We start from the raw sequence: 21,592 nt of genomic DNA, 5'->3' as shown, positions 1-21,592 counted from the left end.
ACAGGAATGGCGAGATCCCTGTGGGAGCGTGGCTTGCCCGCGAAGGCGATGTAACGGACGCCGCAAAAACTAATAGCTCAACTCCCGCACTTCGGCATGCGGCACCATTTTCAGAAACTCCGGCATGTTCATGTGCAGCAGGTTGGTGTGGTTGCCGGCTTCCAGATAAATGTCTTTCTGCCGGGTCAGCAGTGGGTCAATAACCACGTCCAGCCCATAGGCCTCGCCCAGGGCCGGCACCGCGCCACGTTCGCAATCATCGAACAGGTGCGGCAGATTGCTTTCCCGGGAGACCTGCCATTCGCCGCTGCTGCGCACTTTGCTCAGATCCAGGTGACGACTCGCCGGCAGCACGGCCATCAAGTAATGGCCGTGGTGATCGTCAAGAATCACCGATTTGGCCACCCGCTCGGCAGGAATGCCCGCGACACGCGCCGTTTCAAGGCTGCTGGCCGAGTGAGGGTGGGTAACGATGTCAAATTCGCAGCGCGCCTTTTCCAGGCTTCTCTGCACGGTTCTTGCCATACGCATGATGCACCTCGGTGTCCGCGACAACGTTGCGGACGATGAATAAACCTTTTCTCACCACTGAAAAGTCTAGGCCTGATGACGACACCGCGTGGGAAATCTGCCCACCGGAACAATGTCGAAAATTGACTAAAAATCGTACAACCCATTGCTCGACTAGACTGTATTTAGCGATGGGCGTTATCGGGAATGCGGACTGAATGGATGGGCGAGGCGCTCTCAGGTTCATCGCGAGCAAGCTCGCACCTACAAGGAGGGCCAAGTGAACATTCGTGGCTGTGCACTTGCATTGCTGTTGGCCTTGAGCGGATCGGCGTTCGCGGCCGACACCATCGTGCTGATTCCCAACCCCATGGGGATCTGGCTGATCACCTTCGGCGTCGCGTTTCTGATCGCCGAAGCTGCCTTGCCCAACTACGGCGTGATCGGCTTGGGTGGCATCGTGATGTTCGTCATTGGCGCGGTGATCCTGACCAACACCGAGGTGCCTGTGCCATTGATGATCGGCCTGGGAATGATCAGTGCATTGCTGCTGATCTTCCTGCTGATCCACGCGCTGAAGACCCGTCCGCGCCAGACCGTCAGCGGCGATGCCGGACTGGTTGGCAGCGTGACCCCGGTGATGTCGTTGCAGCCGGGCAATGCCTGCAACGGCTGGGTGCATCTGCAAGGCGAGCAGTGGCAAGTACTCAGCGCCACGCCACTGCAACCCGGGCAACAGGTCCGGGTGGTGGCACGCAAGGGATTAGTGCTGAAAGTGGCCGCGGCTGACGCGGCGCCGGGTGGAGAATAACCATGGGCCTGCAACTGGGTTTTGCCGCGCTGCTGCTGTTGGTGATTGCGCTGGCGGGATCGACGTTTCGCATCCTGCGCGAATACGAGCGCGGGGTGGTGTTCCAGCTCGGTCGCTTCTGGCAAGTAAAAGGCCCTGGCCTGATCCTGCTGATTCCGGTGGTCCAGCAAATGGTCCGCGTCGACCTGCGTACGGTGGTGCTCGACGTGCCACCGCAAGACGTGATCACCCGCGACAACGTCTCGGTCAAGGTCAATGCGGTGTTGTACTTCCGCGTGCTCGACCCGCAGAAAGCGATCATCCAGGTCGAAGATTTCCTGATGGCCACCAGCCAACTGGCCCAGACCACCCTGCGCGCAGTGCTCGGCAAACACGAACTCGATGAACTGCTGGCCGAACGCGAACGGTTGAACATCGACATCCAGCAAGTGCTCGATGCCCAGACCGACGCCTGGGGCATCAAGGTCGCCAACGTCGAAATCAAACACGTGGACCTCAACGAGTCGATGGTCCGCGCCATCGCCAAACAGGCGGAAGCCGAGCGGGAACGTCGGGCCAAGGTCATCCACGCCGAAGGCGAATTGCAAGCCTCGGAAAAGCTCATGCAGGCCGCCGAAATGCTCGGACGTCAGCCGGGCGCCATGCAGCTGCGCTACATGCAGACACTGAGTTCGATTGCCGGGGACAAGAGTTCGACCATCGTTTTTCCGCTGCCAATCGAGCTGCTCAAGGGCATGGCGGATTTGTCGAAACCTTAAGGACAACCCTAGTCCGGGCAGATCGCGTACAGCCGCGCCAGCGTGTCGTCGACTTTCAGCTCATCGATGGCTTTCCAGCCACTGGGTACCGGCGCGAAATCATAAGGTGCTTCGCTGCTGCTGATCAGCCAGACACGCCCGGTGCCACGCGGTAAGTCCGTCAGTGTATCGAGGTAGATTTTTTCGCCACTGTCCTCGACCAATGTGCCAAATCCGTATGCATTGGGGCGACCCGAGCGTCCGTCGGGCTGCGGCGGCGTGTAAAGCATCGGCGCAGCAGCCGTGCGGTTGTAATAGACGTAACTGAAGTACCAGAACAGATCGCTGACCACGATGCGATCTCCGGCGACGTACTGCTGGTTCACGTAGTCGACCATTCGATCGATTCGATCCGGAGCGGTGGTGTAAATGTTCTTCAGTCCGACACCTTGCACGCCGATTACCAGCAGCAACCCCGCCGAGCTTGAGTTGCTCCAGGTGCTGCAGTTGATCCACCAGACTGGGAATCCACGGCATATAGAGCGCGACGATGGCGACGTTGGCCAGCCACCACGCCAGGCGCGTGAAACCAGGTCAGCGCGGGTGAATATTGGCTCAACAGCAGGCTGGAGCCTTCATCGCACCAGATGGCCGAGTCAGTGAGGCCATAGAGACGAACGACGGCGGCGAGGATCAGGATCGGCAACAACCCGCATCGACCGGAGCCATCGCTGCGCCATCGAGTTGACCTGACCCACAGCAGCCATCCGCCCTTCCTTGCCCGCAAACTTGCTTTGGCCAACGACATAAAAGGCTGGACGCTTTGGCGATGTTTCCAGCAGTTCAACTGAAAAGGGCTTACCGGAACTGACGATCATAGAAGTGCGCAACCTTGCTCAAGGAATTCGCGAAAATGCTAACGCTCGAATGGCCTGGACAATGCCCACACAAAAAAAACAGGACGATTCCTACTTTCAGGTTCCCTATTTCACTCAGCGCTGCACCGACAGCGGATACACCGACTCCCATCCCCCACCCAACGCCTTGTACAACCCCACCATCGCCAGCGACACCCCGGTCGAGCTCTCGACCCATTGCTGCTGCGTCGCCAGCAACTCGCCTTGCACGGTGAGGACATTGACGAAATCCACCACGCCTTCCACGTACTGCTGTTGCGCGGCGCGCAGGGCGATTCGGTTTTGGCGCACGGCTTCGGCGAGGCTGTCGCGGCGCAGTTGGCTGGCGTTGTAGGCGCTCAGTTGATCGTCGATTTCGTGCCAGGCGCGCAGCACGGTTTGCTGGTAGGCGATGGCGGCTTCTTGTTGTTGCGCTTCACGCAGGTTCAACACGCCGCGCAGGCGCCCGCCGTCGAACAACGGCAGGCTGAATTGCGGGCCGATGCCAAAAGCACGTGAGCCCCACGAGCCGAAATCGCTCAGTTGCATGGCTTGCGAACCGAGGTTGCCCGACAGGGTGATACGCGGATAGAAATCGCCCTTGGCCACGCCAGTGTTCGCGGTGGCGGCATGCAAACGGGCTTCGGCCTGCCGAATGTCCGGGCGGCGTTCGGCCAGTTGCGACGGCAGGCCGATGGCGACCTGCTGCGGGGTTTGTGGCACTGGCGCGTCGGTGGACAACTCGGCGTGCAGCGCTTGCGGCGGTTCGCCCATTAACAGGCTCAGGGCATTGATCAGTTGCGATTGGCGTTGCTCCAGCGCCGGCAAGCGCGATTCGATAGCCGCGACTTGCGCGGCGGCTTCGGCGACATCCAGGTCGGTGGCGACACCGTCGGCCAGGCGCAGTTGCGACAGCTTCAGGCTATGGCGGGCGACATCGAGGTTCTGCTCGGTGACGGCTCGTGTGCTCTGCACCCCACGCAGTTGAATGTAGTCCTGGGCGGTTTCGGCGAGCACCGACAACAGCACACCGCGCTGGTCGTTTTCCGCGACCTCAAGGGTGGCATCAGCCGCTTCGGTTTCGCGCCGCACACGGCCCCAGAAATCCAGTTCCCAGGAGGCCGAGAAACCTGCGTCCCACAGGTTAAACGCCGAGTCACCGTTGTGCCCCGACGGATCGCTCAGGCCTTCACCGCTGTTGCGTTTGCGCCCGTAGCTGCCGGTGGCGGCGGTGTTGGGATAGCGTTCGGCGGTGATCACCTGGCGCGCAGCGCGGCTTTGCTGCAAGCGGCTGCTGGCGAGTTTCAGGTCGAGGTTGTCGGTCAGTGCGCGCTGGGTCAGGGCCGACAGTTTCGGGTCTTGGAAAACGTCCCACCAGTGTTCGTCCATGTCAGCGGTTATCACTTCGCTGGCGGCGGCTTTCGACGGTTTCGACCACCCGGCCACTTGCCGGGTTTGAGGCTTCTGAAAATCAGGGCCGACTGTGCAGGCGGTGAGGCTCATGACCAACAAGGCACAAAAGGTCAGTTGAGGCAGACGGCCTCTTCGCGAGCAGGTTCGCACACAGGGGATCTCCATTTGTGCTGAGATTGTGGTCGTTGCGTAAATCCACTGTGGGAGCGAGACCGGCTTGCCGGCGATGGGGCCAGCCCGGTTAACAAACATTTTCATCGCTGAGCAACCTCATGCTCACCGGTGTCAGCCGTATCAATACTCGCCTCCACCGACATCCCCACCCGCAAACGCTCAGCCAGAGGCTGGCCCGGATCGAGGACGATTTTCACCGGAATCCGCTGCACAACCTTGGTGAAGTTACCGGTCGCGTTGTCCGGCTTGATCGACGCGAAGGTCACCCCGGTGGCCGGCGCAATGCTCTCGACGCGACCGCGCAATGCTTCGCCGCCAAGGCTGTCGACGCGCACCTGCACACCCTGCCCCGGTTGCACGTCGGTCAATTGGGTTTCCTGAAAGTTGGCGACCACATACGCCTGCGCCAGTGGCACCACCGCCAGCAGCTTGCTGCCCGGTGTGACATACGCACCGACACGCACGGCGCGCTCGCCGACCATGCCGTCCTGCGGCGCGACGATGCGCGTATAGGACAGCTCAAAGCTGGCCATTTCCAGCGCCGCTTGCGCGCGTTTCAACCCACCGTCTGCCGCATCGCGCTGGGCGGTGAGGATTTCCACTTGCTTGCGTTCCGCCGCCAACACCGCCATCGCATTGGCCAACCGGGCGCTGGCCTGATCGATACGCGTGCGGGCTTGCTGAGCGTTCTGCACCGTCCCCGCGCCAACACCGGCAAGGTGGTTGTAGCGGTTCAATTCATGTTCGGCGAAGGCCATTTCCGCCTTGGCCGACACGACCGTGGCTTGCGCCTGAGCAATCACCGACGTCTGGCGCTCAAGGGTTGCGCGGGCGTTTTGCAGTTGCGCCCGCGCCACCAGCGTTTCGGCATCCGCGGCCTGAGCGGCAGCGCGCAAATCCCGGTCATCGATCAGCGCCAGCAACTGCCCGGCCTGGACCTGTTGATTATCTTCCACCAGCACTTCCTTGATGAACCCGGCAACGCGGGGCACGACCAAGGTGAAGTCGGCAGAGACAAAGGCGTCATTGGTGTTCTGTTGCGTGCGTTTGCCGAAAATCCCCGGCGCCAACAGATACACCAGCACGCCGACCACCATCACGGCGACAATTGCGACGGCCACTTTTTGCTTGGATTGAGTCATAAAAACCTTCTGTTTCAGCGAAGCATTCATGTCGGTGCACGCGGCGGATAGATTCGCGTCGGCAGCCAGAAAATCAGCAGGATCAGCGCCAGCGCGACGCCGCTCATGCACAGATAAAGGTCCGAGGCCGTCAGCACCACGGCTTGCTCATGCAGCCGGTGGGCAAGGCCCGCGCTGTCGCTGTCGGCCAGCGGCGAGTTGCCGAGGCGGTCCACCAGCATGGTCGAGTGAAAGTGCAGCCTTGACGTGGTCAGCGCGTCGATGACACCCGTGGCGATCACCGCCGACAGACCCTTTACGGTGTTGAACCATGCCGAAGCGAACGGCCCTTCCATCGGACTGATGCTGCCGGTGGAGAGCATCAACAGCGGCAACACCGCCATCGGCTGACCGAAGATTTGCAGCAGTTGCAGCACGTAGAAATCGTCGCGAATCCACACCGACGTCAGCTGCGAGCCACCGATGCACGACAGCGCCAGCATGCTCAGGCCGATCCCCAACACCCAGCGGCAATCGACCCAGCGCAGGTTGCACAGCGCCGCCACCAAGGGCAGCGCAAGCAACTGTGGCAGGGCCGCCAGCAACATGACCGGCGCCGTCTGCACCGGGCGATAACCCTGAACCTGCGCGAGGTAACTGGACGGAATGATGATCACCGCCAGCAAGATCACCAGCACGCCGGCCAGGGTCAGCAAGGCAAACGACAGGTTGCGGATGCCGAGCATCTGCATTTTGAAAAACGGAATCGGCTGCGACCACTCGTTGATCAGGAACAGCACCAGCAACACCAGCCCGCCGCCGAGCAAGCCACAGATCAGCGTCGACTCGAACCAGTCCAGCCGATTGCCCTGCAGGATGCCGATCACCAGCATGCAGATCGCCGGAAACCCCAGCAGTAATCCGCGCCAGTTGAACTGCCTGAAACGCTCGAGGCGCAGCGGATCCTGGGGTAAGCCGTAGGCCACCGCCGCCATGGTGATCAGGCACGGCGCGACGATTTGCCAGAACGTCCATTGCCAGCCGACATGCTCGGTCCACAACCCGGCCAGCGGCGTGCCGAGCCCCGGACCGAAGGTGGCCGTGAGGGCATACCCGGCCAGGCCGTAGAGCTTCACGTTGGCCGGCAAAAAACGCAGGGCGACGGTCATCAACATCGGCGGCAAGGCACCGCCCGCCAGACCTTGAACAGTGCGCATGAGCAGCAGGCTTTCGTAGTTCGGGGCGAACGGACAAAGCACGCCCAACACCGTGAACACGCTGATCGCGCAGAGGGTGAAGCGCCGCAACGAGAACGTCACCGAACACCACGGCGCGAATGCCATCGCGGCCACCGAGGTCGCGGTGTAACTGGCGACCAGCCAGGTGCCTTCGTCGTAGCCGATGGCCAATGCGCCGCGAATGTCGGCGAGAGCGACCTTGGTCACCATCTCGTTCAGACCCGACACCAGCACCGCCAGCAACACGCCCACCAGACCGATGATGATCCGCGGGCCGAACACCGGTGGCGTCATGGTGGAGGGACTGGCCGTGGCGAGAGGGGCCGGGGCCGTGAGGGACGTCATGGACTGCAAGCTCCGGGATTTGAATACCGAAGCATTTTAGGAAGTGTGGAAGCTGACGAAAATCAACTTATTGGTAGGTTATAAGTGCGTTCCATGCAGCAATGCAGAACCCCTGTGGGAGCGAGCCTGCACGCGATGGGGCACTTACATTCAACATCATCTTTGTCTGATCTACCGTTATCGCGAGCAGGCTCGCTCCCACAGGGAATCATTTGATCAACCTGAAGTCGGCTGTGCAGCCAGCCACGTTTCGTCGCAGCAGGTTTTTAGTGTTTCTCGCATCCAGCGATGCGCCGGGTCTTTGTCGAAGCGCGGGTGCCAGGCCTGGGTCAGCATCAGGGTCGGCAACGGGATCGGCAGGGTGAACGAGCGTAATTTCAAGCCCAGCCGTCGCACGCTCAACAGCGCTTCCTTGGGCACCGGCAGAATCAGATCGGAATCAGGCAAGGCAAACATCGCCGCATGGAAACTCGGTGCTATCACCGCAACCCGGCGCTCCAGGCCCAAGGCATTGAGCGCCGTATCAATCGGCCCGCGAGCGATGCCGCGACGAGACACGCTGATGTGAGAAAACCCGGCATAGCGTTCGGCGGTGATCTCTTCATCAAACAGCGGGTGGTCGTCGCGCACCAGGCCGACAAAGTGCGTGGAGAACAGGGTCTGCACCTTCACTTCCGGCATCAACGGCCGATTGTTGCTGACGCTTAAATCGATGCGCCCTTCACGCAGCGCTTCGTCATCCCCATCGCCCTCCGGAACGAAGCGCAATTCGCAGTGCGGCGCCTGCCGCTCCATGGTGTCGAACAGCTTGCCGCCGTAGACCCCGACAAAGAAATCGTTGGCGCGAATGCTGAAGCGTCGGCGCAAACTGCCCAGCTCTACGTCATCAGCGGATCGGAACAACAACGCGGCCTGCTCCACCACCTCCCGCACCTGTTCGCGCAACGCCAATGCCTTGGGCGTCGGCACCAGGCCGCGGCCGGCACGTACCAGGATCGGATCGCCGATGGCCTCGCGGATCCGCGTCAACGTCCGGCTCATGGCTGCCGGGCTTAGATTCATGCGGCGCGCGGCGCCTACCACGCTGCCTTCGTCGAGCAAGGCGTCGAGGGCGACCAGAAGATTCATGTCCGGGAGTTGCATACTGGGCACTCGTGACTGATCTGGATTGATTCAGACGCAATGCTAGCAGCTCGAACAAGCGCGTCGAAGGCCACGCTTACTCGCAGTACGAGCGATCCTCGAGCCAAAGCCTCAACCCCGGCGCCGATAGCGGCCTTGAAATCAGATAGCCCTGGCCGACGTGATAGCCCTGCTCTTGCAGAATGCGTTGCTGGCCCAGCGTTTCAATACCTTCGGCCACCACGCGTAATTTCAGGCTCTCGCCAATACGGATTACCGCTTCGCTCAAGGCCTGACTGGTGGTGTCATGTTCCAGGTCATGAACAAAGCTGCGATCGAGCTTGAGTTCCTGGATAGGAATTCGACGCAGATAGCTAAGGCTCGAATAACCCGTGCCGAAATCATCCATGGCCAGGCGAATCCCCAGGGCGTGCACCTCGTTGATCGTGGTCAGGGTATCGGGATTGCTGTCCATCAGGACGTTTTCGGTAATTTCCAGCGTCAGGTCGGAAGTTTTCAGCTGCTGCTCGGCGAGGATCCCGATCAGCATGCCGGGCAATCCCCGATTATGGAAATTGGTGGGTGACAGATTGACTGATATGGCGGGCACCTCAAGCCCTTCGCGACGCCAGGCGGCCAGTTGGCGGCAGGCTTCACGCAGGGCCCATTGTCCAAGCTCGACAATCAACCCGCACTCCTCGGCGAGTGGAATAAAGCAGCCGGGCGAGATATCGCCCAGATGTGGATGCCTCCAGCGAGCCAAGGCCTCCACGCCGTAAAGATCATTGCCCTGCAGATTGATTTGCGGCTGATAGACCAAGTGCAACAGATGTTGATCAATAGCTTCACGCAATGCCGCCTCAAGGTTCAAGCGTCCGCGCGCCAACTGATCAAGGCCTTGGCTGAAGAAGCTGACACACCCCCGCCCGCTGGTCTTGGCTTGATACATGGCCATATCGGCGCGATGCAGCAGAGTCTCCATGGAACGGCCATCGTCAGGAAACAGGCTGACACCGATACTTGCCGATGGTTTGAGCGTTACACCCGCAATCTCGCAGGGCGCGCACAGTTCACATCTCAAATGCTCGATCACGACCTGGGCCTGCGCCAATGCGCACTGGGGCAACACCACGACAAACTCATCACCCGATAATCTGCTCACGATGTCGACCTTGCGCCGATACTTGCCCAGGCGCCGGGCGATCATTCGCAGAAACTCATCACCGGCCGGATGCCCCAGCGAATCATTGACCTGCTTGAAGCGGTCCAGGTCAATAAACAGGACGGTGAGCGGCGTGTCATCGCGTGAGGCTTCGGCGATGGCCTGGTCCGCGCGGGCGCTAAGCAGGTTGCGGTTGGGCAGACCGGTCAAGTCGTCATAAAAAGCCAGTTGGCGGATATGCGCGCGTGATTCCTCGCGCTCAAGGGCCAATGCACACAAGTAAATACTGGCACTGACCAATTGCTGATGCAGCAACGAAGGCTCACGGGGCTCGTGATAGTAAAACGCAAAAGTACCCAACACCCGGCCCGAGCTGGATTTGATCGGCGTCGACCAGCAGGCCCTGAGGCCCAAGGGCAACGCCAAATCACGAAAGCGGACCCAGAACGGATGACTGGCAATGTCACGGACCATCACCGCCGTGCCGCTGAACGCAGCGGCGCCGCAAGAGCCGACGCCCGGTCCGATAGCCACATTATCCAACGCCGCACAGTAGCTGGCCGGCAGATCAGGAGCCGCCAGGGTCCGCAATCGCCCGCTATCATCGACACTCAAAATCGAGGCGACCACTTCCGGCGCGACCCTCTGGACCTCCTTGCATACCAGGCCCATCAACGACTCTATCGACTCCTCCTGTACCATCGCCTCAAGCATCTTGTGACGCAGGATCTCCGGCATTCGAGAGTGAGTGACGTCGATCATCACGCTGACGGTATTGAGCAGATTGCCGTGGTCGTCACACACCGGGTAAATCGTGACATCGCACCAAACCCGGCGCCCCTCGCGCAGGTAGCCGACAGCCTCTGAGCGGTAGACCTCGCCACGCGTTACCTGCCCGTTGATGGCGGCAATGGTCTGCTGATCAAAATCCGGCGCGATCACGCTATCGAGCGTGCGTCCGCGGACCTGATCGAGGTCGTACCCGAACATCCGGGTGAACCCACCGTTGGCGTACACCATGCTCCATTGACCGTCGGTGATGATGATGGCGTTTTCCGTGGTGTCGACCACCAGCGACAGCAGTTGCAGGCGTTCGTGCTCCTTGTGTTGACGGGTTATGTCCTTGACGATCGCGACATAGAACAGCTGCCCTGAAGCATTGACTCTGGAGATGGACATGGCTCCCCAGCGGTGATCACCGTCCGGCCGTTCGATCAACACGTCTCGACTGCTACCGACAATCCTGTTGATGCCGCTCCGTCTGTTGGCGTCAATGTAACTGTCGTGATCAGCCCGGATCATGTCCGGCACCAGCAAGCGGACGTTCTGGCCGAGCACCTGATCGCGCTCATTGCCCCATAGGGTCTCAGCGGCATCATTGAACAAAATGACCCGATTCTGGCTGTCGATGACCACAACGCTATCAATGGATTGCGCGAGTGCCTGGGTAAAGATGGGTGAAAAATCCTGAACATCCGACATGCCGATGACTCACTGATAACGCTTTAACGTACAAGGCTCCATGCTGCGTCAGGTTTGCCGAGCCAACCGGTCTTCCAGAATTCCCCGGCGTCAGGTCTTGAAGTGCCGCACCATCGAGCTCAGTTCGGAGGCCAGGCGCGACAATTCGCTGCTGGCCGAACTCGTCTGATGAGCGCCGTCAGCCGCGCGGGTCGACAATTCACGAATATTCAACAGGTTTCGATCCACTTCATGGGCAACCTTGGCCTGCTCCTCGGTGGCGCTGGCGATCACCAGGTTGCGTTCGGTTATCTCGTGCACTGCGGCAAAGATCGCCTCAAGCGCCTGACCGGCTGCTTCCGTCGCTTGCAACGAACTACTGGCCCTCAAGGTACTGGCGTCCATGGCGTTGACGGCCTGGTGCGTGCCGCTCTGGATTCCGGCAATCATCTGTTCGATTTCCCGGGTCGACTCCTGAGTGCGATAAGCCAGGGTCCGCACCTCGTCTGCGACGACAGCAAACCCGCGCCCCGCTTCACCGGCTCGCGCAGCTTCAATAGCGGCATTGAGCGCCAGCAAATTCGTCTGGTCAGAAATACTGCGGATCACCTCCAGTACCTTGCCGATGTCGCGAGTCTGGGTGGCCAGGTCCTGTACCAGGGCGGAACTGGTGCTGATCTCCCGGCTCATGGCGTCCACCTCCTCAAGCGTGGTTTGCACCTGCCGACGACTTTGACCCGCCAATTGATTGGTCGCGTTGGAGGCCTCTGATGTGGACACTGCGTTTCTCGCGACTTCTTCGACTGCCGCCGTCATCTCGGTGACAGCGGTGACCGCTTGTTCAAGCTCGTTGTGCTGCTGATTCAGGCCGTGATTGCTTTCCACCGTGACCCGGCTCAATTGCTCGGCAGAACTGGCCAATTGATGGGCGTATTGGCTGATCTGCTCGATGGTCTGACGCTGGCTGATCTGCATCTGCTGCAACCCCAGGAATAGCTGACCGATCTCGTTGCTCGACTGCACATCGATCGGATGTCGCAAATCCCCCGAGGCGATTTCCTCGAAATGCTGCCCTGCCTCACGCAGTGGGCGCAGCACGCGGCTGGCGATAAACCACCAGCAACCGGCCACTAACAACCCGGCGATCACAAACAGAATCAACGCCTGAGCCTGGGCCATGCCGTAGCGGGAATGGGCCTGATCCATGATCGCGTTGGTTTGCACATCGAGCTGCTTTTCGAAGCCGACCAGAGCCATGTCAAACCGGTCGTTAGCCGCCCGCGCCTTGAGATTGACCTCGATATAACGCGCTTCCGATCCTTGGCTCAGCGCCTGCATCTGCTCCTCCAGGGTATCGCGATACACCACGAAAGCCTGCTGCAACTCATCACTCTGAAGGGTCGAATGGCTGCTCTTCTCTTGCGCAGCAAACGTGTCGAAGTAATCGATGGCTTCCTGAAACAGGTTCGTCGCCCGCTGCAGGCTGGCCTGGGCCTTGACGGTATCGCCCGTGCGCGTTTCAAGGAATGCCCCCGCCATGCCCACGCGGGAACGCAATAGACGTAGATAGGCCAGGTGCACCCGACTGTTCTGGGTGACCCCGACCTGATGCAGGTTTTGGATCTGCTCATCGCTGCTCAGCGCGCTGCGCCAACTGGTCAACGACGAAACCAGTAATGCACAGACGAACAATGCAAGCACCCAGAACATACCTGTTCGGATTTTCAGATGAGTCAGCATTTTGGACAGTTCTCAGTTGTACGGGCGGTCACCAGCCAAAAAGCCAGCATCAAATTACACCACATCCTATAGGGGCAATTTGACATGAATCAAACAAACAATGACGTAATACATCAATACCTTCGTCGTATAACATCATTCGCTTGAACGTAGTAAGTGCGCAAAATGTCACATAACTACGGAAAATTGACGCTGGAGGTCAAAATCATGAAGGAGCGCACAGTGACAGATCATGTGGGTGCCGCAATCGCAGCCCGCCGTAAAGCAAAGGGCCTGACTCAGGCTCATATTGCCGAAGCTATCGGCGTGGAAAAAGAGACGGTCAGCCGCATGGAAAATGGCGTGATTTCCCTGACCCTGACACGCCTGCAGCAAATGTCCGAGGTGCTCGATTGCTCGCTTAGCGATCTGGTGCGCACCAACGCCCATGACTCCCACAGCCAGTCCCAGAACATCAATGAGCTGATTCAGAGCCTGCCGGCCGGTGAGCGAGTGTTGGTGGTTAATTTCGTTGCTGAAATCGTCAAGGTGCTGAAATCCAGAGAGCCGGTTCAACACTATGATTCGAGCGCTGGCCGACGATAGAGCCCCCAGCGCCTCACTGTCATCCGCTCCAGCGAATCAAACACCAGGTTCTCCACCAGCAAGCCAATCAAAATCACCACCGCCAACCCGGCAAACACCTTGTCGGTGTACAGCGCATTGCGGTTCTGAAAGATGTGCCAACCCAATCCACCCTTGCGGCAGGATAAAGGAGCGCGATTTCAAGCCCAGACGCCGCACGCTCAACAGTGCTTCCTTGGGCACCGGCAGAATCAGATCGGAATCAGGCAAGGCAAACATCGCCGTCGGGCTGAGGTTCATCCGCCGTGCAGCGCCCACCACACTGCCCTCGCCGAGTAGGGCGTCGAGGGCGACCAGAAGATTCATGTCCGGGAGTTGCATGCTGAACACTCGTGGCTGATCTGGATTGATTCGGACGCAGCTCTAGCAGCTAATCCACGCTGCAGGAGCAAGCTTGCTCGCGATGAACGATAACGCGGTCCGCACGTGGGACCGAATCGCGCCACTCGCAAGCAAGCGATGCTCATACGGGGGCAGCTGTGTTGAACTCGGGGCTCTAAAACTAGCAGTTCTGATAGTTCTCAACCGTGGTTCAGACGTGTAGAACTGCAAGCACCCACCCCACTTCCGCGTGGCTTTCATGAATCAGCCCAAATCTGTTGATCAAAAGAAACCCCACTGGTCGCACACCGTGTTACTGGCAACCAACGGCAGCCTTTCGATCATCGCCGAAGTCCATAGCGGTAAAGCTAACCCCATCGCCTACTCCGCCTATGGGGAGCAATCCGCGGAGCAGGAAGTCGCCACGAAACTGGGCTTCAATGGCCAATTTCGCGAAGCGAATAAGGGTTGGTACTTGCTGGGGAATGGCTACCGTGCTTACAACCCGAGGTTGATGCGTTTTCATAGCCCGGACAGTTGGAGTCCGTTTGGAGGGGGTGGGTTGAATGCGTATATGTATTGCGCGGGGGACCCCGTAAACCATTCGGACCCGACGGGGCATGTTTTCGATGTGGTTAAGCTGTTCGTTCGGGAAAACCTTACTTTTGGCGGTTCATCAGGGCAACTCGCCGCCCAAAATGCCACTCGCAGGGCAAACGGGATTGCCAGGCAACAGGCAAGGTACGCACTCGCTGCTGCTGGAGGAACGCCGACTCCCGACAATAGAGCGTCAACGAGCTCCGGACTTACTGCAATGCTCAGCTTTGTCGGCGGTGCTCCAGGCCCCCGAGGAAACAAATCGCCAGCCATCCAATACACTGAAACAAGGCCAAGAAACCACCCTGGATATGTAGCTGGCGCTGCAGCAGACGGATTGACCTCCCGCGCCACTCGTTCAACTCCACACGTACCAAGCTCTGGGGGGCGCGGCCACAATATGTCAATGTCCAGATCTGGCGCGCCGCCCACGTATGAATCGCCACCGTCCTATGAAAGTTCAATGCAACTGTGGAATGCGGACACTTTTGCAAGATCGCAGCAGGGTAAGGCCTTCGTAGTGAACAGAATGGCTGCCCCAAACAACGGCTACTTGGATCTGCGTGCTCCTCGTATGGAGCATCCAACACCTCCACTGCCTCCCACACCTCCTCGGAGTCGGAGTCCAAGTCTCGACTCAGCGTCATCCAGAGATTCGACTCCACCGGGCTCGCCTCGCCCTCGCGGCAACCGCCCCCTCTTTGACGAGCTCGACAATTACAATTTTCAAATACGTCATCAGCGTTGAACTGGAAAGGGTGATTTCATCACTGTTCCCCTCACCGCTGCATCCCCCACCGCTTCACCGTCACCCGCTCCAACGAATCAAACACCAGATTTTCCACCAGCAACCCGATCAGGATCACCACCGCCAACCCGGCAAACACCTTGTCCGTATACAGCTCATTGCGATTCTGAAAAATGTACCAGCCCAACCCACCCTTGCCGCTGGTAGCGCCGAACACCAGCTCGGCGGCGATCAACGTGCGCCAGGCAAACGCCCAGCCGATTTTCAGCCCGGCGAGAATCGATGGCAGCGCCGCCGGAATCAGGATGAACAGCACGAAGCGCATGCCTTTCAAACCGTAATTGCGCCCGGCCATGCGCAGGGTTTCCGAGACGCCAAGGAACCCGGCGTAGGTGTTCAACGCCAACGCCCAGAGCACCGAATGCACCAGCACGAAAATCAGGCTGTTCTGCCCCAGGCCAAACCACAGCAGCGCCAGCGGCAGCAGCGCAATTGCCGGCAGCGGATTGAACATCGAGGTCAGCGTACTTAGCAGATCGCGACCGAACTGGGTCGATACGGCCAATGTCGTCAGGGCAAACGCCAGGACGATGCCGATCAAATAGCCCTTGAGCAACACCACCAGGGAAATCCAGACCTTGCCGAGCAACTCGCCACTGAGCAAACCGTCGTACAACGCGCTGCCGGTTTGCAGAAAACTCGGCAAAAGCAGGTCGTTGTTCTGAAGGCGAGCAACCACTTCCCACAGCACCGCGAGCAGAATCAGGATCAGGCTTTTGCGAATCCAGCCTTGTTGCCACAAACGCTGACCAAGCGGTAATTCCCGCTCCAGCGGTACGCTGGTCAGCGGCTGCAAAACGGTTTCGAACGCTTCACGCGCGGATGATGACTGGCTCATCGGGCACTCCTCTCAATGGCTCAATAAGCGATGCGAATGTCGGAAAAATCCAGCTCGCGCTCGGTTTCCGGGGACTGGCCTTCATCGAACAACAACCGATGAATCCGCCGCGCCGACTCCTGAAAGGCCACGCCGCCGAGGCTGTGCAAATCGTATTGATGGCTGTGGACTTCCGCCCGTACCCGGCCGGGATGCGGCGACAGCAGCAGGATGCGATTACCCACCACCAACGCCTCTTCAATGGAGTGCGTGACGAACAGCAACGTGAAACGCACCTCCTCCCAGAGCAGCAGCAATTCTTCCTGCATCTTGCGCCGGGTCAGTGCATCGAGCGCGGCGAAGGGTTCATCCATCAGGAGGATTTTCGGCTGCATCGCCAGCGCCCGGGCGATGGCGACCCGTGCCTTCATGCCGCCCGACAAGGTGTGCGGATAAGCATCGGCGAACGCCGACAGACCGACCTTGCCCAGGTAGTGCAGCGCCCGTTCTTCGGCTTCTTTGCGCTTAAGGGTTTTCGAGGCCAGCAGTGGAAACATCACGTTCTGTTTGACGGTTTTCCAAGGCGGCAGTTGATCGAATTCCTGAAACACCACGATCCGGTCCGGCCCCGGCGCATGGACGGTTTGACCTTGCAGACGAATCTCGCCTTCAACGGGTTGGATGAAACCGGCAACTGCCTTGAGCAACGTGGATTTGCCGCAACCGGAAGGACCGAGCAGCACAAAGCGGTCCGCCGGGTCGATTTCAAAACTGACTTGGTGGGTCGCTCGAACCACACGCTGCGGCGTGCGGTATTCGAGGCTGACGTTATCGACTGACAGCAGCGCCTGAGCTGTGACGTTCGATTTGCTGACCGTGTGGCCTTGCAAAGGGGCGTTCATGTCGGTCAGCTCCCTTGCAGCGGTTTGGCGTCCTGGAAGAAGTAATCCTTCCACGAATCCGGTTTGTTTTTGATCGCACCGACGCGGTAGAGAAACTCGGCAAGTGGATAGGTATTTTTCGGTGTGACGCTGAATTCGAACTGCGGGTTATCGATGATTTTCAGCAGCGCGGCGCGATCAATTTTCGCCTTGGTCACGCGGATGTAGGTATCGGCGGCAGCGCCTTTGTCGTTCTGGGCAAACTGCGCGGCTTCGGTCAGCGCCTCGACGAACGCCTTGTAGGTTTTCGGGTTCTCGTTGCGGAATTTCTCGGTGGCGAACAGCACCGTCGGCGAGTTCGGGCCGAGCAGGTCATAGGTGTTCAGCACCACATGGACGTTGGGGTTGGCCAGCGCCTGATCCTGGAATGGCGGGTTGGAGAAGTGCCCGCTCAGCTCGGTGCCACCGGCAATCAGCGCCGCCGTGGCGTCGGGGTGCGGAACGGCGATGGTGTACTTGTCGAGGCGATCGAATTCCTTGTCGCCCCACTGCCTGGCGGCCGCGTATTGCAGGAAGCGCGACTGCACCGACACGCCCACGGCCGGCACCGCGATACGGTCCTTCTCGGTGAAATCGGCGATGGTTTTGACCTTGGGATTGTTGCTCACCAAGTAGTACGGGAAGTTGCCGAGGGAAGCCACGGCTTTGACGTTCTGCTTGCCGTGGGTGCGGTCCCAGATGGTCAGCAGCGGACCGACCCCGGCGCCGGCGATATCAATCGAACCGGAGAGCAACGCATCGTTGACCGCCGCACCACCGGACAGCTGAGTCCAGTCGACTTTGATGTCGATGCCTTCCTGCTTGCCGTATTTCTCGATCAGGTTCTGATCGCGCACCACGTTAAGCAGCAGGTAAACGATGCCGAACTGTTCGGCGATGCGGATTTCACCTTCGGCATGGGCCACGGTCGGCGCCACCAGGCTGCCGGCGATCAGGCTGAAACCCAGACCGATGGCCGCAGCCAGCGGTGCAAAGGGAAGACGTTTGGACATGATTCAATCTCCGACAAATCAGAAAGGCGCGTCGCCCTGAATGGTGGTGCGATACAACTTGCGGCGCAGATGGCTTGGGCATCCGGCGGCGAGGTGGATCAGCGAGCGGTTGTCCCAGAACACCAGGTCGTGGGGCTGCCATTGATGGCGGTAGATGTTGTGCGGCAGCACGCTGTGGGCGTAGAGCTCGTCGAGCAGCTGCTTGCTCTCGTCGTCCGGCAAACCAATGATGCGTGTGGTAAAACCCTCGCTGACGAACAACGCCTTGCGGCCGTTTTCCGGGTGGGTGCGCACGATGGGGTGGACGACTTCGGCGACTTGGGCCAACTGCTCCGGCGTCAGGGTCGGACGCCAGTTGCCTTCAAATTTGGTCTCGCTATAACGCGCCGTGTATGAGTGCGCCGCCGAGCGACCTTCGACCGCTTTGCGCAATGCCTCGGGCAAGCTGTCCCAGGCTTTGTGCATGTCGGCAAACAGGGTGTCGCCACCTTCGGACGGCAACTCCTGGGCGTGCAACATCGAGCCCAGGCTTGGCAGTTCTTTATAGGACAGGTCGGAGTGCCAGAACTTGCCGGCATCACCCAGGCCGATGGATTGGCCATTTTCGATGATGTTGGAAACGATGAGGATTTCCGGGTGCCCGGTCAGCAGGAACTGCTTGAGCACATGAATCTGCAACACGCCGAAGCGGCGGCTGAAGTCGATTTGCTGTTCGGGAGTAATGCGTTGGTCGCGGAACACCACGACGTGATGATCCAGGTGCGCGCGATGGAGGCGGGCGAAGTCCTGATCGTTGATCGGACGGGACAGGTCCAGGCCGATGACTTCGGCGCCAACGGCACCACTGAAGGGGCGAATCTCGAAGGTTTGTGGTGCGATTGCAGGTGATGCAGAGACGGCTGACATAAAAACTCACTCCCACGCACGGCACGCTCAAGGCGCGCGCGTCGATCAGAAACTCACGGAGGTCCCGTGTTGGTTCGTTTCGTGCGGCGCGCCGATTGGTCGGCAGGTACGCAGGAGTACAACCTTATAGGCATAAGAATTGAAATTTAAATACCGTTAGTGAATAACGATATGACTTTAGGCACACTCAGCCGACCGCACAGCGTTGTTCCAGCCAACTCCCCAAATCGTTCGGGGCCAGGGGTCTTGAGATCAGGAAGCCTTGACCGATCCGATATCCCTGTTTTTGCAGAATGTGTTGCTGCGCCAAGGTCTCGATACCTTCAGCCACCACCCTCAATTGCAAACTTTCGCCAATGCGAATAACCGCCTCACTCAATGCCTGACTGGTTGCATCGCTCTCCAGGTCATGCACAAAGCTACGATCAAGCTTGAGTTCCTGGATCGGCATACGTTGCAAGTAACTCAGGCTGGAGAAACCCGTGCCGAAATCATCCATCGCCAGACTGATACCCAGCGCATGCACCTCTTTGATCGTGGTCAAGGTGTCAGGGTTGGTATCCATCAGCACGCCTTCGGTAATTTCCAGCGTCAGATCCTTGGCCTGCAAACCATGCTCTTCAAGCGTCCTGGTGATGATGTTCGACAGATTGCGATTGTGGAAATTGGTCGGCGACATGTTTACCGAAACGGTTGGCACCCGCAGCCCTTGCTTGCGCCAGGCCGCCAATTGGCGGCAGGACTCACGCAGCGCCCATAAACCGAATTCCCCGATCAAGCCGCACTCTTCCGCCAGCGGAATAAAACTCGCGGGAGAGATTTCTCCCAACTGAGGATGGGTCCATCGCGCAAGGGCCTCGATGCCATACAGTTCGGATTCACACAGGTCGATCTGCGGCTGATAAACCAGGTACAGGGCTTCACCATCAATGGCTTCGCGTAAAGCGGCCTCCAGGCGCAAACGCCCTTTCGCTAACTGATCCAGCCCGTCACTGAAAAAACAGACGCTGCCGCGGCCACTGGTCTTGGCTTGATACATCGCCATATCGGCGCGATGTAACAACAGCTCCATCGTGCGACCGTCTTCCGGAAACATGCTGACGCCGATACTCATCGACGGCTTGAGTGTCACACCCGAAATCTGGCATGGAGCACTCAGCCGAACTCTCAACTGTTCGATCAAATCGGTCGCATGCACTAACGTGCATTGAGGCAGAACCAGAACGAATTCATCACCCGATAGCCGGCTGACGATGTCGCTCTCCCGTCGACACTCGGACAAGCGACGAGCCATCACGCGCAAGAACTCATCCCCGGCAGGGTGCCCGAGGGAGTCGTTGACCTGCTTGAATCGATCCAGATCAATGAAAATGACCGCCAGGCTCGATTGATGCCGGGAAGCTTGAGCAATGGCCTGCTCGGCCCGCGCATGGAGCAAGTTGCGATTGGTCAAACCCGTCAGGTCGTCATAGAACGCCAGTTGGCGTATGTGCAAACGGGACTCCTCACGCTCCAGCGCCAGGGCGCACAAATGAATGCACGCATTGACCAGCAAATAGTGCAGCGGACTGGGTTCACGCGAGTCGCGGTAATAAAACGCGAACGTCCCCAACACACGCCCGTCGGTGCATTTTATCGGCGTTGACCAACACGCCTTCAAACCGAGCGGCAGCGCCAGCTCCCGGAATCCGTCCCAGAAAGGATGCGAGGCAATATCACTGACCATGACGGGTTCGCCACTGAACGCTGCCGCCCCGCAAGAACCGGATTCGGGTCCGATGGGCGTTCCGTCCAGTGCCTTGGAGTAAGCGATCGGAAGACCGGGGGCCGCCAACGTATGGAGTACCCCCTGGCCATCGACCCGCAATACCGTAGCGATCACTTCCGGCGCGATTCGCTGCACTTCCACGCACGCCAGATTCATCAAGGTTTCCAGTGACTCTTCACGAACCATCGCTTCCAGCATTTTGTGTCGCAGCACTTCATGCATGCGCGTAAGGGTCACATCGATCATCACACTCACGGTATTGGTCATGTGCCCGTGAACGTCATTAACCGGGTACGTAGTGACGTTGCACCACACCCGTTGGCCGCCGCGGTCATAACCGAATTCCTGACCATGGTAGGCATTGCTCTTGAGGAGTTGGCGGCGGATCGCTGCGATGCGTGAATGCGTGAAGTACGGAGCCAATACGTCAATCGGTGTTTTGTTGACGACGTCCTGTGCGCTATAGCCAAACATTTGAGTGAAGCCGTCATTGACGTAAATGATCGACCACGACGCGTCAGTGATGATGATCGCGTTGTCCGTGGTATCGACCACCAATGACAACAGATACAACTGGCGCTGCTCTTCATGTTGCCGGGTAACGTCTTTGATAAACGCGGCGTAGAGGATCTGCCCCTGAGCCTCGATCTTTGAAATGGACATCGACCCCCAGCGTCGGGTGCCGTCCTTGCACTCGATCAGCACATCGCGACTGGTGCCGACGATTTTATTGATTCCGGTGCGTCGGTTCGCTTCGATATAACCGTCGTGCAGGGGACGAATCAGTTTCGGCACCAACTGCTCGACATTTCGCCCCATCACCTCGTGACTGCCGTATCCCCAGAGCTTTTCCGAGGCCTCATTGAACAGAATGATCCGGTTTTGGCTGTCGATGACCACGACACTATCAACGCTCTGCTCCAGGGTCTGGATGAAGATTTGCGAAAGATCCTTACGGTACGACATGGCGGTGATCTACTGATTGGGAGGAAATGAGGAACTGGGCACGTCCCAAACATCAAACGCTCGGCGAGGCAGACCCAGCCGACTTTCGGATGCGATGGATTCAATCGAAATGAGGAGTCAAT

18 protein-coding genes and 2 pseudogenes are annotated in these 21,592 nt (G+C 59.1%); 4 read left to right on the top strand and 16 right to left on the bottom strand.

What is annotated here, in order from left to right:
- Nucleotides 1–69: 69 nt before the first annotated feature.
- Entirely contained in the window at nucleotides 70–531 is a 462-nt protein-coding gene (locus Q7W83_RS00615; protein ID WP_150632935.1) for an aminoacyl-tRNA deacylase, read from the bottom strand.
- A gap of 259 nt (nucleotides 532–790) precedes the next feature.
- Here Q7W83_RS00615 and Q7W83_RS00610 point away from each other — a divergent pair, with 259 nt between their 5' ends.
- Both Q7W83_RS00610 and Q7W83_RS00605 read left to right on the top strand, forming a co-directional pair.
- Nucleotides 791–1,321: an NfeD family protein gene (locus Q7W83_RS00610; RefSeq protein ID WP_150639956.1), complete on the top strand. Its 531-nt coding sequence runs from the start codon at nucleotides 791–793 to the stop codon at nucleotides 1,319–1,321.
- A 2-nt stretch (nucleotides 1,322–1,323) separates the two neighbouring features.
- Nucleotides 1,324–2,079, top strand: coding sequence for a slipin family protein (locus Q7W83_RS00605; RefSeq protein WP_008034707.1), 756 nt, complete (start codon nucleotides 1,324–1,326; stop codon nucleotides 2,077–2,079).
- Nucleotides 2,080–2,087: 8 nt separating this feature from the next.
- Here Q7W83_RS00605 and Q7W83_RS00600 read toward each other — a convergent pair whose 3' ends face one another.
- The 8 genes from Q7W83_RS00600 to Q7W83_RS00565 form a co-directional block, all read right to left on the bottom strand.
- On the bottom strand, nucleotides 2,088–2,531 hold the full coding sequence (locus Q7W83_RS00600) for a hypothetical protein (RefSeq protein WP_150639955.1): 444 nt from the start codon (nucleotides 2,529–2,531) through the stop codon (nucleotides 2,088–2,090).
- Between the two features lie 183 nt (nucleotides 2,532–2,714).
- Nucleotides 2,715–2,936 carry a hypothetical protein gene (locus Q7W83_RS00595; RefSeq protein WP_473655542.1) on the bottom strand — a complete coding sequence of 74 codons (222 nt, stop codon included), beginning with the start codon at nucleotides 2,934–2,936 and terminating at the stop codon, nucleotides 2,715–2,717.
- Nucleotides 2,937–3,050: 114 nt separating this feature from the next.
- Nucleotides 3,051–4,457 (bottom strand): efflux transporter outer membrane subunit, encoded by a 1,407-nt coding sequence (locus tag Q7W83_RS00590; protein WP_473655541.1) that lies wholly within the window; start codon nucleotides 4,455–4,457, stop codon nucleotides 3,051–3,053.
- A 164-nt stretch (nucleotides 4,458–4,621) separates the two neighbouring features.
- Nucleotides 4,622–5,683, bottom strand: coding sequence for an HlyD family secretion protein (locus Q7W83_RS00585; RefSeq protein WP_473655540.1), 1,062 nt, complete (start codon nucleotides 5,681–5,683; stop codon nucleotides 4,622–4,624).
- Nucleotides 5,684–5,709: 26 nt separating this feature from the next.
- Nucleotides 5,710–7,245, bottom strand: coding sequence for an MFS transporter (locus tag Q7W83_RS00580; protein ID WP_473655539.1), 1,536 nt, complete (start codon nucleotides 7,243–7,245; stop codon nucleotides 5,710–5,712).
- 216 nt (nucleotides 7,246–7,461) lie between these two features.
- The gene (locus Q7W83_RS00575; protein WP_150632942.1) at nucleotides 7,462–8,388 is read right to left on the bottom strand and encodes a LysR family transcriptional regulator; all 927 of its coding nucleotides are present in this window, start codon (nucleotides 8,386–8,388) and stop codon (nucleotides 7,462–7,464) included.
- Nucleotides 8,389–8,464: 76 nt separating this feature from the next.
- A complete protein-coding gene (locus Q7W83_RS00570) occupies nucleotides 8,465–11,011 on the bottom strand; it encodes an EAL domain-containing protein (RefSeq protein ID WP_150632943.1) in 2,547 nt (848 codons plus the stop codon).
- A 90-nt stretch (nucleotides 11,012–11,101) separates the two neighbouring features.
- A complete protein-coding gene (locus tag Q7W83_RS00565; protein ID WP_473655538.1) occupies nucleotides 11,102–12,730 on the bottom strand; it encodes a methyl-accepting chemotaxis protein in 1,629 nt (542 codons plus the stop codon).
- A 222-nt stretch (nucleotides 12,731–12,952) separates the two neighbouring features.
- On the opposite strand from Q7W83_RS00565, the gene Q7W83_RS00560 reads away from it, so the two are divergent.
- Nucleotides 12,953–13,315 (top strand): helix-turn-helix domain-containing protein, encoded by a 363-nt coding sequence (locus tag Q7W83_RS00560; protein ID WP_224787844.1) that lies wholly within the window; start codon nucleotides 12,953–12,955, stop codon nucleotides 13,313–13,315.
- On the opposite strand, the pseudogene Q7W83_RS00555 reads toward Q7W83_RS00560, so the two are convergent.
- Nucleotides 13,288–13,479: pseudogene (locus Q7W83_RS00555) on the bottom strand (hypothetical protein); the annotation flags it as partial. The gene Q7W83_RS00560 and the pseudogene Q7W83_RS00555 overlap by 28 nt on opposite strands.
- 91 nt (nucleotides 13,480–13,570) lie before the next feature.
- A pseudogene (locus Q7W83_RS00550) lies at nucleotides 13,571–13,675 on the bottom strand (LysR family transcriptional regulator); the annotation flags it as partial.
- 259 nt (nucleotides 13,676–13,934) lie between these two features.
- On the opposite strand from Q7W83_RS00550, the gene Q7W83_RS00545 reads away from it, so the two are divergent.
- On the top strand, nucleotides 13,935–15,020 hold the full coding sequence (locus Q7W83_RS00545) for an RHS repeat-associated core domain-containing protein (RefSeq protein WP_473655537.1): 1,086 nt from the start codon (nucleotides 13,935–13,937) through the stop codon (nucleotides 15,018–15,020).
- Nucleotides 15,021–15,051: 31 nt separating this feature from the next.
- Here the strand turns inward: Q7W83_RS00545 and Q7W83_RS00540 are convergent, their stop codons facing one another.
- The 5 genes from Q7W83_RS00540 to Q7W83_RS00520 form a co-directional block, all read right to left on the bottom strand.
- Complete coding sequence (locus Q7W83_RS00540) at nucleotides 15,052–15,918, bottom strand: ABC transporter permease (protein ID WP_458378038.1); 867 nt, start codon at nucleotides 15,916–15,918, stop codon at nucleotides 15,052–15,054.
- Between the two features lie 20 nt (nucleotides 15,919–15,938).
- The gene (locus Q7W83_RS00535) at nucleotides 15,939–16,799 is read right to left on the bottom strand and encodes an ABC transporter ATP-binding protein (protein ID WP_150632948.1); all 861 of its coding nucleotides are present in this window, start codon (nucleotides 16,797–16,799) and stop codon (nucleotides 15,939–15,941) included.
- Between the two features lie 5 nt (nucleotides 16,800–16,804).
- Nucleotides 16,805–17,830 (bottom strand): ABC transporter substrate-binding protein, encoded by a 1,026-nt coding sequence (locus Q7W83_RS00530; RefSeq protein WP_150632949.1) that lies wholly within the window; start codon nucleotides 17,828–17,830, stop codon nucleotides 16,805–16,807.
- Between the two features lie 18 nt (nucleotides 17,831–17,848).
- Entirely contained in the window at nucleotides 17,849–18,736 is an 888-nt protein-coding gene (locus Q7W83_RS00525; RefSeq protein ID WP_150639949.1) for a TauD/TfdA dioxygenase family protein, read from the bottom strand.
- A gap of 187 nt (nucleotides 18,737–18,923) precedes the next feature.
- A complete protein-coding gene (locus tag Q7W83_RS00520) occupies nucleotides 18,924–21,470 on the bottom strand; it encodes an EAL domain-containing protein (RefSeq protein ID WP_150639948.1) in 2,547 nt (848 codons plus the stop codon).
- Between the last annotated feature and the right edge of the window lie 122 nt (nucleotides 21,471–21,592).

Source organism: Pseudomonas sp. 300, assembly GCF_055803035.1.
Note: the sequence above shows the minus strand (reverse complement) of the source record. Positions and strands in the feature narration are given on the sequence as shown.

Coding starts and splice junctions, on each gene's coding strand:
- Q7W83_RS00615 (WP_150632935.1), bottom strand. CDS start 531: ATGCGTATGGCAAGAACCGTGCAGAGAAGCCTGGAAAAGGCGCGCTGC.
- Q7W83_RS00605 (WP_008034707.1), top strand. CDS start 1,324: ATGGGCCTGCAACTGGGTTTTGCCGCGCTGCTGCTGTTGGTGATTGCG.
- Q7W83_RS00595 (WP_473655542.1), bottom strand. CDS start 2,936: ATGATCGTCAGTTCCGGTAAGCCCTTTTCAGTTGAACTGCTGGAAACA.
- Q7W83_RS00590 (WP_473655541.1), bottom strand. CDS start 4,457: ATGAGCCTCACCGCCTGCACAGTCGGCCCTGATTTTCAGAAGCCTCAA.
- Q7W83_RS00585 (WP_473655540.1), bottom strand. CDS start 5,683: ATGACTCAATCCAAGCAAAAAGTGGCCGTCGCAATTGTCGCCGTGATG.
- Q7W83_RS00580 (WP_473655539.1), bottom strand. CDS start 7,245: ATGACGTCCCTCACGGCCCCGGCCCCTCTCGCCACGGCCAGTCCCTCC.
- Q7W83_RS00575 (WP_150632942.1), bottom strand. CDS start 8,388: ATGCAACTCCCGGACATGAATCTTCTGGTCGCCCTCGACGCCTTGCTC.
- Q7W83_RS00570 (WP_150632943.1), bottom strand. CDS start 11,011: ATGTCGGATGTTCAGGATTTTTCACCCATCTTTACCCAGGCACTCGCG.
- Q7W83_RS00565 (WP_473655538.1), bottom strand. CDS start 12,730: ATGCTGACTCATCTGAAAATCCGAACAGGTATGTTCTGGGTGCTTGCA.
- Q7W83_RS00545 (WP_473655537.1), top strand. CDS start 13,935: ATGAATCAGCCCAAATCTGTTGATCAAAAGAAACCCCACTGGTCGCAC.
- Q7W83_RS00540 (WP_458378038.1), bottom strand. CDS start 15,918: ATGAGCCAGTCATCATCCGCGCGTGAAGCGTTCGAAACCGTTTTGCAG.
- Q7W83_RS00535 (WP_150632948.1), bottom strand. CDS start 16,799: ATGAACGCCCCTTTGCAAGGCCACACGGTCAGCAAATCGAACGTCACA.
- Q7W83_RS00530 (WP_150632949.1), bottom strand. CDS start 17,830: ATGTCCAAACGTCTTCCCTTTGCACCGCTGGCTGCGGCCATCGGTCTG.
- Q7W83_RS00525 (WP_150639949.1), bottom strand. CDS start 18,736: ATGTCAGCCGTCTCTGCATCACCTGCAATCGCACCACAAACCTTCGAG.
- Q7W83_RS00520 (WP_150639948.1), bottom strand. CDS start 21,470: ATGTCGTACCGTAAGGATCTTTCGCAAATCTTCATCCAGACCCTGGAG.